Source organism: Pseudomonas sp. FP2338 (genome assembly GCF_030687515.1).
Lineage (GTDB): Bacteria > Pseudomonadota > Gammaproteobacteria > Pseudomonadales > Pseudomonadaceae > Aquipseudomonas > Aquipseudomonas salomonii.
Genome location: NZ_CP117436.1, coordinates 4,523,547 through 4,536,676, shown reverse-complemented (window position 1 = coordinate 4,536,676; position 13,130 = coordinate 4,523,547). Strand labels below are relative to the sequence as shown.

Sequence of the window (13,130 nt, the reverse complement as noted above, 5' to 3'; positions counted from 1 at the left end):
TCAGCGATATTTTCATGGGGTTATCCCCTTTATTGTCAGCGCTCCCGGCCAAGCCCGAGGGGTGTTATCCAGCTATTTAGTATTGGGAAGCCACAATGATTGGCATAAAAAGCATCGCCAGTTACGTGCCGGCAGACGGGGTTGATAACTACGCCCAGGGCGCCAAATTCGCCAAGGATGAAGATTTCATCATCGGCAAGATCGGTTCGGCGTTCCTGCCGCGCAAGGATGCTGCGCAGGAAACCTCTGATCTGTGCGTCGAGGCAGTCAACGCCTTGTTTGCGGCCAACCCGGAGTTGAAGCGCGAATCCATCGACGCGCTGATCGTTGTGACGCAAAACGGCGACGAAGAGGGTTTGCCCCACACCGCCGCCATCGTTCAGGACAAGCTGGGCCTGCCCACCCACGTGGCTGCGTTTGATATTTCCCTGGGCTGCTCCGGCTACGTCTACGGCATCTATGCGATGAAGGGCTTCATGGAAGCCACCGGCCTGAAAAATGGCCTGTTGATCACCGCCGACCCGTATTCGAAGATCGTCGACCCGGAAGACCGCAACACCACCATGCTGTTCGGCGATGCCGCCACCGCCACCTGGATGGGTGAAGACGCGCCGTGGTTGCTGGGCAAGTCCAAGTTCGGCACCGACGGTTCCGGCGCACCGCACCTTAAGGTCAGCGACGGCGTGTTTTTCATGAACGGCCGCCAGGTGTTCAACTTCGCGTTGCTCAAGGTGCCGGCACATTTGCACGAACTGCTCAATGAGTCGGACCTCAAGGCCGACGAAATCGACGCATTCTGCATCCACCAGGGCAGTGCGGCGATTGTTGACGCGGTCGCGCGGCGTTTCGAAGATGCGCCCGTGGAGAAGTTCATCAAGGACATGGTCGAGACCGGCAACACCGTGTCCTCGAGTATTCCGCTGCTGCTGGAAAAGCACATGATCGACGGCGATTGGAAGCGGGTTGCCATCAGCGGTTTCGGCGTGGGCCTGTCGTGGGGGTCGGCGATTCTCTATCGCCCATGACCCTTTAATAGGCTGCACACAAAAACGCCCAGGCTCAAAAAGCCTGGGCGTTTTTTATTTGGCGCCAGAAAACCCAGCAATGGCGAGGGTTTGGGCTATCGTAAATGCTTGAATTACAAAGGGTGGCCCCGTGCTAGTAAAAAAAATCAAAAAAGTCCTCAAGCAACCTGCTTTCACGACGATAACTATTACGAAGGTTCTCTAGGCCACACCCGGCGGTTGCCAGGGCCGGAAGCCGCAGTACACCACCCACGAGGATTTCGTCATGGCATTAACAGTAAACACCAACCTTGCTTCGTTGACCGTTCAGAACAACCTGAACAAGGCTTCCGGCGCCCTGCAAACCTCCATGCAGCGTCTGTCCTCCGGCCTGCGTATCAACAGCGCCAAAGACGATGCGGCCGGCCTGCAAATCTCCAACCGTCTGACCAGCCAGATCAACGGCCTGGGCGTTGCGATCAAAAACGCCAACGACGGCAGCTCGATTGCTCAGACCGCTGAAGGCGCCATGCAGCAGTCCACCAACATCCTGCAAAGCATGCGTACCCTGGCTCTGCAATCGGCCAACGGCTCGCCAAGCGCTGAAGACCGTAAGTCGAACCAGGCTCAATACGCTGCTCTGACTGCTGAATTGACCCGTATCGCTACCACCACTACTTTCGGTGGCAAGAACCTGCTAGACGGTTCTTTCGGTACTACTTCGTTCCAGGTCGGCGCCAACGCCAACCAGACCATCGACATGAGCATCGGTAACGTTGCCGCCAATAACATTGGTTCGCAGCAGCTGAAAACTCAATCCCTGACGCCTTCGGCAACAGGTATTGCCGGCGGCGCGATCACCGTTACCGGTGGTGGCCAGTCTGCAACCGTGACCCTGGCAGCTGGCGCTTCCGCCAAGCAGATCGCTGCTCAAATGAACGGCGCTGTCGGCGGCCTCGCTGCGACTGCCAGCACTGAAGCTCAGTTCACCGTGAACGCGGCTACCATCGGTGCTGCTACCCCTCCGAGCGCTAACTTCACCCTGCAAGTGGGCAGCGGTGCAGCCGTTCAGTTCACTGGCGTGACCAAAACGTCCGACCTGGCTGACCAACTGAAGTCCAACGCTGCCAAGCTGGGCATCAGCGTTAACTACGATTCGTCGACCAACGCTCTGTCGGTCAAGTCTGACACCGGTGAGAATCTGACCTTCAACGCTGGTGACGGTGGTGCTGCTGGTATCTCGGTTGCTACCAAAGACGGCTCCGGTACATTCGGTACTGCTACTGCCCTGGCTGCTACCGCTATCATTGCTACCGGTGCTGTTTCGCTGAACTCCTCCAGCAGCTACGCGCTGAACGGCGCTGGTGTTGCGGGTGTGTTCGCTGCCGGTGCTGCTACCGCTGCCAACTCGGCCAAAACCACCGTCAACAACACCGACGTTACTAGCGCTGCCAACGCGCAAAACGCGATCGACGTGATCACCCAGGCGATCTCGGATATCGACTCCCAGCGTGCCGGCCTCGGTGCTGTACAAAACCGTTTCGACAACACCGTTGCCAACCTGCAGAGCATTGCCGACAACTCCAGCGCCGCTCGCGGTCAGATCCAGGACGTTGACTACGCTGCAGAAACTGCTCAGTTGACCAAGCAACAAACCCTGCAACAGGCTTCCACTGCGATCCTGTCCCAGGCCAACCAACTGCCATCCGCTGTACTGAAACTGCTTCAGTAATAGCCATCGGCAGATGACTGACGGAAGGGCGCGTTTACGTGCCCTTTTGTCTTTTGCGTGATGAGGAGATTGGGCATGGACATGAGTGTGAAGCTGAACCTGTCTTATCCGGCAGCGGCGCCGCAGAGCGCGCCTGCACCCGTAAACAATGACCTGCACAAAACCAAGGTCGACCCTGCGGTGGCCGCGGTTCAAACCCAGCAAGACTCGAAACCGTCCGACCTTGAACAGGCCGTTACGGATATTCGCAAATTCGTTCAGGCTGCCCAGCGCAACCTGGAATTTTCCATCGATGACTCCACCCATCAGGTGGTGGTCAAGGTGATTGCAACCGACAGTGGCGAAGTCATTCGTCAGATCCCGTCGGAAACTGCATTGAAACTCGCACAAAGCCTTCACGACGCCAGCAATGTGTTGTTTGACGCGAAAGTCTGAGCTGGCATGAATTTTGTTGCTGTAGCGGCTTGAGGCGTCGTCCGTCAATAAAGCGCCAGCCCCGATCAGGAGAAGTGTCATGGGTGATATCACGGTAAGCGGCCCGGTTACGGGGATTAATACCGAGTCGATCGTCACGGCCTTGGTGAATGCTGAACAAGCACCCAAGCAGTCGCAGATCAACAAGCAGACGCAAACGTCGACTGCCCAACTGTCCTCGATCGGCAAGATTCAAGCGGCGCTGGACGCGTTTCGCGGTGCGATGGACAACATGGCCAAGGACGCCAGTATCGGTGGCCTGACGGCGACTGCCTCAGACGCCAACGTATCGACTGTTACCCTCGGCGCCGGTGCCTCTGCGGGCAGTTATCAGCTGATAGTCAACCAGCTGGCGACTGCTTCGAAAGTGGCGACGCAAACGTATGCCGGTGGTGCAAAGACGGTCGTCAATACTGGCAATACCTCGACCACCCTGGAGATTTCCCAGTCGGGTCAGAGTTATGGTGTGAGCGTGCCGCCGGGTGCGACGTTGCAGCAAGTGCGTGACTCGATCAACGCCCAATACAGCAGTGCCGGCCTGAGTGCCAACATCCTGACTGACGCCACCGGTTCCCGTCTGGTCATGACATCGACCAATACCGGCGTCGGCACCGACATTACCATTGGCGGCAACTCCGGCCTGGAAGTGGGCACCTCGGTGGTGAGCCCACCGGCGAATGCGAAGTACACCATTGACGGCACTCCCCAGGAGTCCAAGAGCAACACCCTGAGCGACGCGATCAGTGGCGTGAGTATCAAGCTGACGGCTTTGTCGCCTTTGCCTGCCGGCGTCACGGGCGCGTTGCCTGATGGTGTTACGCGCGTGGCGTCGACCATCACGGTTTCGCGCAGCAACGACACGCTCAAGAGTTCGGTAAAGGGGTTTGTCGATACCTATAACGCCCTGATGACGGCGATCGGCAACGAGACCAAGGTCACCAGCAACCCGGATGGTTCCACCACGTCTTCTGCGCTGACGGGCGATGCCACTATGCGCACGTTGCAGTCGGCTCTGCGCGCGCAGATGAACGCATTGGCAGGTACGGGTACGTTGAAGTCCCTCGCCCAATTTGGTGTAAATACGGACTCGGGCACCGGCAAGTTGAGCATTGATGACAAACTGTTCAGTGCCGCCATCGCCACCAACCCCACCGATATCGGCGGCATTTTCAACGGTGACAATGGCCTGTTGGCGCGCATGAAATCTGCGACCGACAGCTATGCGCTGAGCAACACCGGTGTGCTGGCTACGCGTTCTTCGACGCTGTCGAATAACCTCAAGGACCTGCAAAACCAGCAGGACACCCTGACCGCGCGCATGGCCGCCCTCAAAACGAGCCTGACCGCCAAGTACACCACCATGAACAACCTGGTCGCCCAGCTCACCAGCCAGCGCTCCAGTGTCATGACCACGCTCAACGCGCTGAACAAGTCGAATTCGGACAGTTGATCCCAGTTGAAGCCGCCCGGTGCTCCTGCGCCGGACGCGGCCTTCGGTGGATCGTCGGGTTAAAGTTTTTTGTCATCCCGTCGACATATTAGTCAGAGCCCATCCTAATTTAGCTGTTGCCTGTCACGAGGTAGAAACATGAATCCCATGAGAGCCCTTCGCCAATACCAGAAGGTCAATTCCCATGCCCAAGTCTCTGAAGCCAGCCCACATCGCCTGGTGCAGATGCTGATGGAAGGCGCGCTGGACCGCATGGCGCAGGCCAAGGGTGCCATGGCTCGTGGTGATATCGCGCAGAAGGGTTTGCTGCTGGGCAAGGCGATCGACATCCTGATCGGCTTGCGTGACGGCCTGAACCCGGAAAAAACCGATGATCCGGCCGCGTTGCAGCAACTCGATAACCTGTATGCCTACATGACCACGCGCCTGCTTGAAGCCAACAGTAAGAGCGATGTCAGCATGATCGACGAAGTAGCCGGCCTGATGATTACGCTCAAGGAAGGCTGGGACGGTATTGCAACACTGTAGGCCTTTGGCCTGAGGATGATGTCATGAGCCACGCCCTGCAACGGATTGACGAGACCCGCGAAGCCTTGGTCGACGCATTGGCGCAACGTAACTGGGACGCCATCGGCGAACTGGACATGGGGTGCCGCGCAGTCATCGACGAAGCGCTCAACAACGCGCCGGTGGACGAGGATGCGCTGCGGGAGAAGCTTGAGAGCTTGCTGGCGGTGTATCAGCAGTTGCTGGAGGTGACGACCGGCGAACGCCAGGCGATTTTCGAAGAGATGTCGCAGATCAACCGCGCGCAAAGTGCGTCAAAGGTTTACCATCTGTTCGGCTGAACTGGCTCAGTTAATCCGAACGGCGCGTCATATATTTGACTGTGCTCGTATTTTTGACTTAACTAGTGCTGTTTTCAGATTTCAGGCGTCTGTTAGGTAAGAAGTCCTACAGGCGTCTCGATTGCCCTCGCTCTGGGGCAGGAAGTTTTACTAGGGAAGTTGCTATTGCATGTGGCGTGAAACCAAAATTCTGCTGATTGATGACGATAGCGTCCGTCGCCGCGATTTAGCGGTGATTTTAAATTTTCTCGGTGAAGAAAATTTGCCCTGCGGCAGCCATGACTGGCAGCAGGCGGTCAGCTCTTTGTCATCGAGCCGTGAAGTTATTTGTGTGCTGATCGGGACGGTAAATGCTCCTGGCGCCATTTTGGGCCTGTTAAAGACACTGTCGACCTGGGATGAGTTCCTTCCGGTGTTGCTGATGGGTGATATTTCTTCCGTGGACCTGCCGGAAGACCAGCGCCGCCGCGTGCTTTCAACCCTGGAAATGCCGCCCAGCTACAGCAAATTGCTCGACTCCCTGCACCGTGCCCAGGTCTATCGCGAGATGTACGACCAGGCCCGCGAGCGCGGTCGTCACCGTGAACCCAACTTGTTCCGCAGCCTTGTCGGCACCAGTCGTGCGATTCAGCATGTGCGCCAGATGATGCAGCAAGTCGCCGACACCGACGCCAGCGTGCTGATCCTTGGCGAATCCGGCACCGGCAAGGAAGTGGTTGCCCGCAACCTGCACTATCACTCCAAGCGCCGCGACGGGCCATTCGTGCCGGTCAACTGTGGGGCGATCCCGGCAGAGCTGCTCGAAAGCGAATTGTTCGGCCACGAGAAGGGCGCCTTTACCGGGGCGATCACCAGCCGTGCCGGGCGTTTCGAGCTGGCCAACGGCGGCACCTTGTTCCTCGACGAAATCGGCGATATGCCGCTGCCGATGCAGGTCAAGCTGTTGCGCGTATTGCAGGAGCGCACCTTCGAGCGCGTGGGCAGCAACAAGACCCAAAGCGTCGACGTGCGCATCATTGCCGCCACTCATAAAAACCTCGAAAGCATGATCGAGGTCGGCAGCTTCCGCGAAGACCTGTACTACCGCCTCAACGTATTCCCCATCGAGATGGCCCCGCTGCGCGAACGCGTGGAAGACATCCCGTTGCTGATGAACGAGTTGATCTCGCGCATGGAGCACGAAAAGCGCGGTTCGATTCGCTTCAACTCCGCCGCGATCATGTCCCTGTGCCGCCACGGCTGGCCGGGCAACGTGCGTGAGCTGGCCAACCTGGTGGAGCGCATGGCGATCATGCACCCCTACGGTGTGATCGGCGTGGTCGAACTGCCGAAGAAATTCCGCTACGTCGACGACGAAGACGAGCAACTGGTCGACAGCCTGCGCACCGACCTCGAAGAGCGCGTGGCCATCAACGGCCACACGCCGGACTTCGGTTCCACCGCCATGCTGCCGCCCGAAGGCCTGGACTTGAAGGACTACCTCGGTAGCCTCGAGCAGGGCCTGATCCAGCAGGCGCTGGACGATGCCAACGGCATTGTTGCCCGCGCTGCCGAACGCTTGCGTATCCGTCGAACCACCCTGGTTGAGAAGATGCGCAAGTACGGTATGAGCCGTCGAGAAGGTGATGAACAGGCGGATGATTGACGCCTGTTTTTTAAGCTACTGAAATATCAGTAGTTTTTTTTCGGCACGGGTATTGCTACAGCCCTCGCAACGTTCCGTTTAACTGACGGTCAGCCAAGCGAGAGAGCATGATGCCCCACGCCGCCCAACACTCTTTGGTCCCTGATGCTCAGGGGCCTGTCCCGACTGCCGAGCAGCTCAGCCGACATGGCCTGGAACAGGCGTTTTCGCTGTTCAGCCAGATGTCGAGCCAACTGACTGACTCTTACAGCTTGCTGGAGGCGCGGGTTTCCGAGCTTAAAGGCGAGCTGGCGGTGGTCAGTGCCCAGCGCATGCAAGAGCTGGCCGAGAAAGAGCGCCTGGCCAACCGTCTGCAAAACCTGCTGTCGCTGCTGCCCGGTGGCGTGATAGTCATTGATGATCAAGGCCGCGTGCGTGAAGCCAACCCGGCTGCGGTCGACATGCTCGGCCTGCCGCTGGAAGGCGAGTTATGGCGCGAAGTCATCGCCCGCTGCTTTGCCCCCCGTGAAGACGACGGCCACGAAATCTCCCTCAAGGACGGCCGCCGCCTGTCCATCGCCACCCGTTCCCTGGACGCCGAGCCCGGCCAACTGGTGCTGCTCAACGACCTGACGGAAACCCGTCACCTGCAAGACCAGCTGGCGCGCCATGAGCGTTTGTCGTCGTTGGGGCGGATGGTCGCTTCTTTGGCGCATCAGATCCGCACGCCGTTGTCGGCGGCGCTGATCTACGCCAGTCATTTGACTGATGAGCAATTGCCGGCCGCCACCCACCAACGTTTTGCTGGCCGTCTCAAAGAGCGCTTGCATGAGTTGGAGCACCAGGTGCGCGACATGCTGGTGTTTGCCCGCGGCGAATTGCCGCTGACCGACCGTGTTACGCCCGCCATGTTGATGCAGTCGCTGCAAGCGGCGGCCGCCACCCATATCCAGGACGCCCAGGTGCGCTGGCAGTGCGACAGCCACCAGGGCGAGTTGCTGTGCAACCGCGACACCCTGGTCGGCGCCTTGCTCAACCTGATCGAAAACGCCACCCAGGCCAGTGGCCCCGGAGCGCGGCTCAAGGTGCACCTGTATACCCGCGAGCAAACCCTGCGCCTGTGTATCAGCGACAGCGGCAGCGGCATCGAACCGCGTGTGCTGCAACGCCTGGGCGAACCGTTTTTTACCACCAAGACCAACGGCACCGGCCTCGGCCTGACCGTGGTCAAGGCGGTGGCACGTGCGCATCAGGGAGAATTGCAACTGCACTCCCGGTTGGGGCGTGGCACCTGTGCATTGATGACCTTGCCACTGTTTTCCAGCACGGCAAGCGCGGAGTAAAAGGACTATGGCTATCAAGGTTTTATTGGTCGAAGACGATCGCGCCCTGCGTGAAGCATTGGCTGACACGCTGCTGTTGGCGGGCCATGACTACCGGGCGGTCGGTTCTGCCGAGGAAGCCTTGGAGGCGGTCGAGCAGGAATCTTTCAGCCTGGTGGTCAGTGACGTCAACATGCCCGGCATGGACGGCCACCAGTTGCTCGGCCTGCTGCGCGCGCGCCAGCCACAACTGCCGGTGCTGCTGATGACCGCCCATGGCGCCGTGGAGCGGGCCGTGGACGCCATGCGCCAGGGCGCGGCGGACTACCTGGTCAAACCCTTTGAGCCTAAAGCCCTGATCGAACTGGTTGCCCGGCATGCACTCGGCGTTGTTTCGAACGCCGAAGGCGAAGGCCCGATTGCCTTTGAACCGGCCAGCGCGCAATTGCTGGAACTGGCGGCCCGCGTGGCGCGCAGCGATTCCACCGTGCTGATCTCCGGTGAATCCGGCACCGGTAAAGAAGTGTTGGCGCGGTATATCCACCAGCAATCGAGCCGCGCCAAACAACCGTTCATTGCGATCAACTGCGCGGCCATCCCCGACAACATGCTCGAAGCCACCTTGTTCGGCCATGAAAAAGGCTCGTTCACCGGCGCCATCGCGGCCCAGGCCGGCAAGTTCGAACAGGCCGACGGCGGCACCATCCTGCTCGATGAAATCTCGGAAATGCCCCTGGGCCTGCAAGCCAAGCTGCTGCGGGTGTTGCAGGAGCGTGAGGTGGAGCGCGTGGGCGCACGCAAGCCGATCCAGCTGGATATCCGCGTGGTTGCCACCACCAACCGCGATCTCGCGGGCGAAGTGGCGGCGGGGCGCTTTCGTGAAGACCTGTTCTACCGGCTATCCGTATTCCCGCTGGCCTGGCGCCCGTTGCGCGAACGCCCGGCGGACATCATCCCGCTGGCCGAGCGCCTGCTGAACAACCACGTCAAAAAAATGAAGCACGCCCAGGCGCGGCTGTCGGCCGAGGCTCAGGCTTGCCTGATCAGCTACCCATGGCCCGGCAATGTGCGCGAATTGGACAACGCCATCCAGCGTGCGCTGATTTTGCAGCAGGGCGGTTTGATCCAGCCGCAAGACTTCTGCCTGGCCATGGGCAGTGGCAGCGCGCCGTTGCCGAGCCTGGCGCCCGCACCCGTGGCGGCTGCCGATACCGAGTCCGGCGGTGCGCTGGGCGACGACCTGCGCCGCCGCGAATTCCAGATGATCATCGACACCTTGCGTGCCGAGCGCGGCCGTCGCAAAGAGGCTGCTGAACGCCTGGGCATCAGCCCGCGCACCCTGCGCTACAAGCTGGCGCAGATGCGCGACGCCGGGATGGACGTGGAAGCCTACCTTTTCGCTACGTAAAAAATTCTTGGGCTGACACGGTTTGTCGCCTTTTCTTACGAATTGCCACGGAGCTGGCACCCTTGTTGCTACCACCCGTAGTAACCGCTGCGTAGTGTCAAAAAATTGCGGGTCGTCGGAGAGAGAAGGTCATGAGCCAGGGTATTGAGTTCAATCGGTTGATGTTGGATATGCGCTCCATGCAAATGGATGCCATGGCTCAACCGAAATCCGTCGCGCCAGCGCCGGAATTGGGCCAAAGCAGTTTTGCCGACATGCTCGGTCAGGCAATCAACAAAGTCAGCGACACCCAGCAAGCCTCCAGTCAGTTGGCCACCGCCTTCGAAATTGGCAAGAGCGGCGTGGACCTCACCGATGTGATGGTCGCTTCGCAAAAGGCCAGCGTTTCCTTTCAAGCCTTGACCCAAGTGCGTAACAAGCTGGTTCAGGCTTATCAAGACATCATGCAGATGCCGGTTTAAGGACGAGATTTAAGTCATGGCAGAAGCAGTCTCCGACAACGTACCCGCCAAGGCAGACGGCAAGCCGCCGCTGTTTGGCCTGTCGTTCCTGGAAAACCTCTCGGAAATGACCATGCTGCGGCAGGTGGGCCTGATGGTCGGCCTGGCGGCGAGCGTGGCGATTGGTTTTGCCGTGGTGTTGTGGTCGCAACAACCCGATTACCGTCCGCTGTACGGCAGCCTGGCCGGCATGGATTCCAAGCAGATCATGGAAACCCTGGCCGCCGCCGACATCGCCTACACCGTGGAGCCCAATTCCGGCGCCTTGCTGGTCAAGTCCGATGACGTGGCCCGTGCGCGCATGAAACTGGCCGCTGCCGGCGTGACGCCGTCCGACAGCAATATCGGTTTTGAAATCCTCGACAAGGACCAGGGCCTGGGCACCAGCCAGTTCATGGAAGCCACCCGTTATCGGCGTGGTCTGGAAGGCGAACTGGCGCGCACCATCAGCAGCTTGAACAACGTCAAGGGCGCCCGCGTGCACCTGGCGATCCCGAAAAGCTCGGTGTTCGTGCGTGACGAACGCAAGCCAAGTGCCTCGGTATTGGTTGAACTGTTTTCCGGCCGCTCCCTGGAGCCTGGCCAAGTACTGGCGATCATCAACCTGGTGGCCACCAGCGTTCCCGAATTGAGCAAGTCGCAAATCACCGTGGTCGACCAGAAGGGCAACCTGCTGTCGGATCAGGCCGAGAACTCCGCGCTGACCCAGGCCGGCAAGCAGTTCGACTACAGCCGTCGCATGGAAAGCATGCTGACCCAGCGCGTGCACAACATCCTGCAACCCGTGCTGGGCAATGACCGCTACAAGGCTGAAGTGTCCGCCGACGTGGATTTCAGCGCGGTCGAGTCGACCTCCGAACAGTTCAACCCGGACCAGCCTGCGCTGCGCAGCGAGCAGTCCACCAGCGAACAACGTACCGCCAGCAATGGCCCGCAAGGTGTGCCGGGTGCCCTGAGCAACCAGCCACCGGCCCCGGCGACAGCACCACAAACCACGGGTGGCGCCGCTGCCACGGCTGGCGCGATCCAGCCAGGCCAACCACTGTTGGACGCCAACGGCCAGCAGATCATGGACCCGGCCACCGGCCAGCCAATGCTCGCACCGTACCCGGCGGACAAGCGTAACCAGTCGACCAAGAACTTCGAGCTCGACCGTTCCATCAGCCACACCAAACAGCAGCAGGGCAAGATCAATCGCCTGTCGGTGTCGGTGGTGGTCGATGATCAGGTCAAGGTCAACCCGGCGGATGGCGCCGTTACCCGTGCGCCGTGGAGCACCGATGAGTTGGCGCGTTTCACGCGCCTGGTACAGGACGCCGTCGGTTTCGACGCCAGCCGTGGAGACAGCGTCAGCGTGATCAACATGCCGTTCTCCGCCGAGCGCGCCGAAGTGATCGCCGACCCGGCGTTCTACACGCAGCCATGGTTCTGGGACATCGTTAAACAAGTGCTGGGTGTGTTGTTTATCCTGGTGCTGGTGTTCGGCGTGCTGCGCCCGGTGCTCAACAACATCACCGGCAACGGCAAGAAACAACTGGCTTTGGCCGGTGGCGACGTCGAGTTGGGTGGCATGGGCGGCCTGGACGGCGAACTGGCCAACGACCGCGTCAGCCTCGGCGGCCCGCAAAGCATCCTGTTGCCAAGCCCGAGCGAAGGCTACGACGCTCAGCTGAATGCAATCAAGAGTCTGGTAGCAGAAGACCCGGGCCGTGTGGCTCAGGTCGTGAAAGAGTGGATCAACGCAGATGAGTGATAATCGAGCCGCTGTTGCCAAGCTCACCAAGGTCGACAAAGCCGCAGTTCTGCTGCTGTCCCTGGGTGAAACCGACGCCGCCCAAGTGCTGCGCCACATGGGGCCTAAAGAGGTCCAGCGGGTGGGCGTGGCCATGGCGCAGATGCGCAATGTGCACCGCGAGCAAGTCGAGCAGGTGATGAGCGAGTTCGTCGAGATCGTCGGCGACCAGACCAGCCTGGGCGTCGGCTCCGACAGCTATATCCGCAAGATGCTCACCTCGGCACTGGGTGAAGACAAGGCCAACGGCCTGATCGACCGCATCCTGCTGGGCGGCAACACCAGTGGCCTGGACAGCCTCAAGTGGATGGAACCGCGCGCGGTGGCCGACGTGATCCGCTACGAGCACCCGCAGATCCAGGCGATCGTCGTGGCTTACCTCGACCCCGACCAAGCTGGTGAAGTGCTCGGCCACTTCGACCATAAAGTGCGCCTGGACATCATCCTGCGCGTGTCGTCGCTGAACACCGTGCAGCCGGCAGCCCTGAAAGAACTCAACACGATTCTGGAGAAGCAGTTCTCCGGCAACTCGAATGCCTCGCGCACCACCTTGGGCGGCATCAAGCGTGCGGCCGACATCATGAACTTCCTCGACAGCTCGGTCGAAGGCCAGTTGATGGACTCGATCCGCGAGATCGACGACACCCTGTCCGGCCAGATCGAAGACCTTATGTTCGTGTTCAACAACCTCTCCGATGTCGACGACCGTGGCATCCAGGCGTTGTTGCGCGAAGTCTCCTCCGACGTGCTGGTGCTGGCCCTCAAAGGCTCGGACGAAAACGTCAAAGAGAAGATCTTCAAGAACATGTCCAAGCGTGCTTCCGAACTGTTGCGCGACGACCTCGAAGCCAAAGGCCCGGTGCGCGTCAGCGACGTCGAAACCGCGCAGAAGGAAATCCTCACCATTGCCCGCCGTATGGCCGAAGCCGGAGAAATCGTTCTCGGTGGGAAGGGCGGCGAAGAAATGATCTAAGGC

12 protein-coding genes are annotated in these 13,130 nt (G+C 59.9%); all 12 read left to right on the top strand.

What is annotated here, in order from left to right; translation table 11 throughout:
* The first annotated feature begins 95 nt into the window (after nucleotides 1-95).
* The 12 genes from PSH96_RS20460 (at nucleotide 96) to fliG (ending at nucleotide 13,127) form a co-directional block, all read left to right on the top strand.
* Nucleotides 96-1,025 carry a ketoacyl-ACP synthase III gene (locus PSH96_RS20460; RefSeq protein ID WP_305454668.1) on the top strand — a complete coding sequence of 310 codons (930 nt, stop codon included), beginning with the start codon at nucleotides 96-98 and terminating at the stop codon, nucleotides 1,023-1,025.
* 265 nt (nucleotides 1,026-1,290) lie between these two features.
* Entirely contained in the window at nucleotides 1,291-2,736 is a 1,446-nt protein-coding gene (locus PSH96_RS20455) for a flagellin (protein ID WP_305454666.1), read from the top strand.
* A gap of 75 nt (nucleotides 2,737-2,811) precedes the next feature.
* On the top strand, nucleotides 2,812-3,171 hold the full coding sequence (locus tag PSH96_RS20450) for a flagellar protein FlaG (protein WP_200433507.1): 360 nt from the start codon (nucleotides 2,812-2,814) through the stop codon (nucleotides 3,169-3,171).
* Nucleotides 3,172-3,250: 79 nt separating this feature from the next.
* Nucleotides 3,251-4,660: a flagellar filament capping protein FliD gene (gene fliD / locus PSH96_RS20445; RefSeq protein WP_305454663.1), complete on the top strand. Its 1,410-nt coding sequence runs from the start codon at nucleotides 3,251-3,253 to the stop codon at nucleotides 4,658-4,660.
* 138 nt (nucleotides 4,661-4,798) lie between these two features.
* Entirely contained in the window at nucleotides 4,799-5,188 is a 390-nt protein-coding gene (gene fliS, locus PSH96_RS20440) for a flagellar export chaperone FliS (RefSeq protein WP_017134932.1), read from the top strand.
* 23 nt (nucleotides 5,189-5,211) lie between these two features.
* Nucleotides 5,212-5,508, top strand: a complete 297-nt coding sequence (gene fliT, locus PSH96_RS20435) for a flagellar protein FliT (RefSeq protein WP_017134933.1) — start codon at nucleotides 5,212-5,214, stop codon at nucleotides 5,506-5,508.
* Nucleotides 5,509-5,677: 169 nt separating this feature from the next.
* Nucleotides 5,678-7,153 (top strand): sigma-54 dependent transcriptional regulator, encoded by a 1,476-nt coding sequence (locus tag PSH96_RS20430; RefSeq protein ID WP_017134934.1) that lies wholly within the window; start codon nucleotides 5,678-5,680, stop codon nucleotides 7,151-7,153.
* Between the two features lie 110 nt (nucleotides 7,154-7,263).
* Nucleotides 7,264-8,475, top strand: coding sequence for a PAS domain-containing sensor histidine kinase (locus tag PSH96_RS20425; RefSeq protein WP_305460122.1), 1,212 nt, complete (start codon nucleotides 7,264-7,266; stop codon nucleotides 8,473-8,475).
* A 7-nt stretch (nucleotides 8,476-8,482) separates the two neighbouring features.
* Entirely contained in the window at nucleotides 8,483-9,862 is a 1,380-nt protein-coding gene (locus PSH96_RS20420; RefSeq protein ID WP_305454658.1) for a sigma-54 dependent transcriptional regulator, read from the top strand.
* Nucleotides 9,863-9,993: 131 nt separating this feature from the next.
* The gene (gene fliE, locus PSH96_RS20415) at nucleotides 9,994-10,323 is read left to right on the top strand and encodes a flagellar hook-basal body complex protein FliE (RefSeq protein WP_017134937.1); all 330 of its coding nucleotides are present in this window, start codon (nucleotides 9,994-9,996) and stop codon (nucleotides 10,321-10,323) included.
* Between the two features lie 16 nt (nucleotides 10,324-10,339).
* Entirely contained in the window at nucleotides 10,340-12,115 is a 1,776-nt protein-coding gene (fliF, locus tag PSH96_RS20410) for a flagellar basal-body MS-ring/collar protein FliF (RefSeq protein ID WP_056859753.1), read from the top strand.
* Nucleotides 12,108-13,127 (top strand): flagellar motor switch protein FliG, encoded by a 1,020-nt coding sequence (gene fliG, locus PSH96_RS20405; RefSeq protein ID WP_010208743.1) that lies wholly within the window; start codon nucleotides 12,108-12,110, stop codon nucleotides 13,125-13,127. Before fliF ends, fliG begins: the two co-directional genes overlap by 8 nt.
* Nucleotides 13,128-13,130: the final 3 nt, after the last annotated feature.

What these genes read in the sequence shown, in the direction of transcription:
- PSH96_RS20420 (WP_305454658.1), top strand. Translation starts at nt 8,483, where the DNA reads ATGGCTATCAAGGTTTTATTGGTCGAAGACGATCGCGCCCTGCGTGAA.
- PSH96_RS20460 (WP_305454668.1), top strand. Translation starts at nt 96, where the DNA reads ATGATTGGCATAAAAAGCATCGCCAGTTACGTGCCGGCAGACGGGGTT.
- PSH96_RS20455 (WP_305454666.1), top strand. Translation starts at nt 1,291, where the DNA reads ATGGCATTAACAGTAAACACCAACCTTGCTTCGTTGACCGTTCAGAAC.
- PSH96_RS20450 (WP_200433507.1), top strand. Translation starts at nt 2,812, where the DNA reads ATGGACATGAGTGTGAAGCTGAACCTGTCTTATCCGGCAGCGGCGCCG.
- fliS (WP_017134932.1), top strand. Translation starts at nt 4,799, where the DNA reads ATGAATCCCATGAGAGCCCTTCGCCAATACCAGAAGGTCAATTCCCAT.
- PSH96_RS20425 (WP_305460122.1), top strand. Translation starts at nt 7,264, where the DNA reads ATGCCCCACGCCGCCCAACACTCTTTGGTCCCTGATGCTCAGGGGCCT.
- PSH96_RS20430 (WP_017134934.1), top strand. Translation starts at nt 5,678, where the DNA reads ATGTGGCGTGAAACCAAAATTCTGCTGATTGATGACGATAGCGTCCGT.
- fliF (WP_056859753.1), top strand. Translation starts at nt 10,340, where the DNA reads ATGGCAGAAGCAGTCTCCGACAACGTACCCGCCAAGGCAGACGGCAAG.
- fliE (WP_017134937.1), top strand. Translation starts at nt 9,994, where the DNA reads ATGAGCCAGGGTATTGAGTTCAATCGGTTGATGTTGGATATGCGCTCC.
- fliD (WP_305454663.1), top strand. Translation starts at nt 3,251, where the DNA reads ATGGGTGATATCACGGTAAGCGGCCCGGTTACGGGGATTAATACCGAG.
- fliG (WP_010208743.1), top strand. Translation starts at nt 12,108, where the DNA reads ATGAGTGATAATCGAGCCGCTGTTGCCAAGCTCACCAAGGTCGACAAA.
- fliT (WP_017134933.1), top strand. Translation starts at nt 5,212, where the DNA reads ATGAGCCACGCCCTGCAACGGATTGACGAGACCCGCGAAGCCTTGGTC.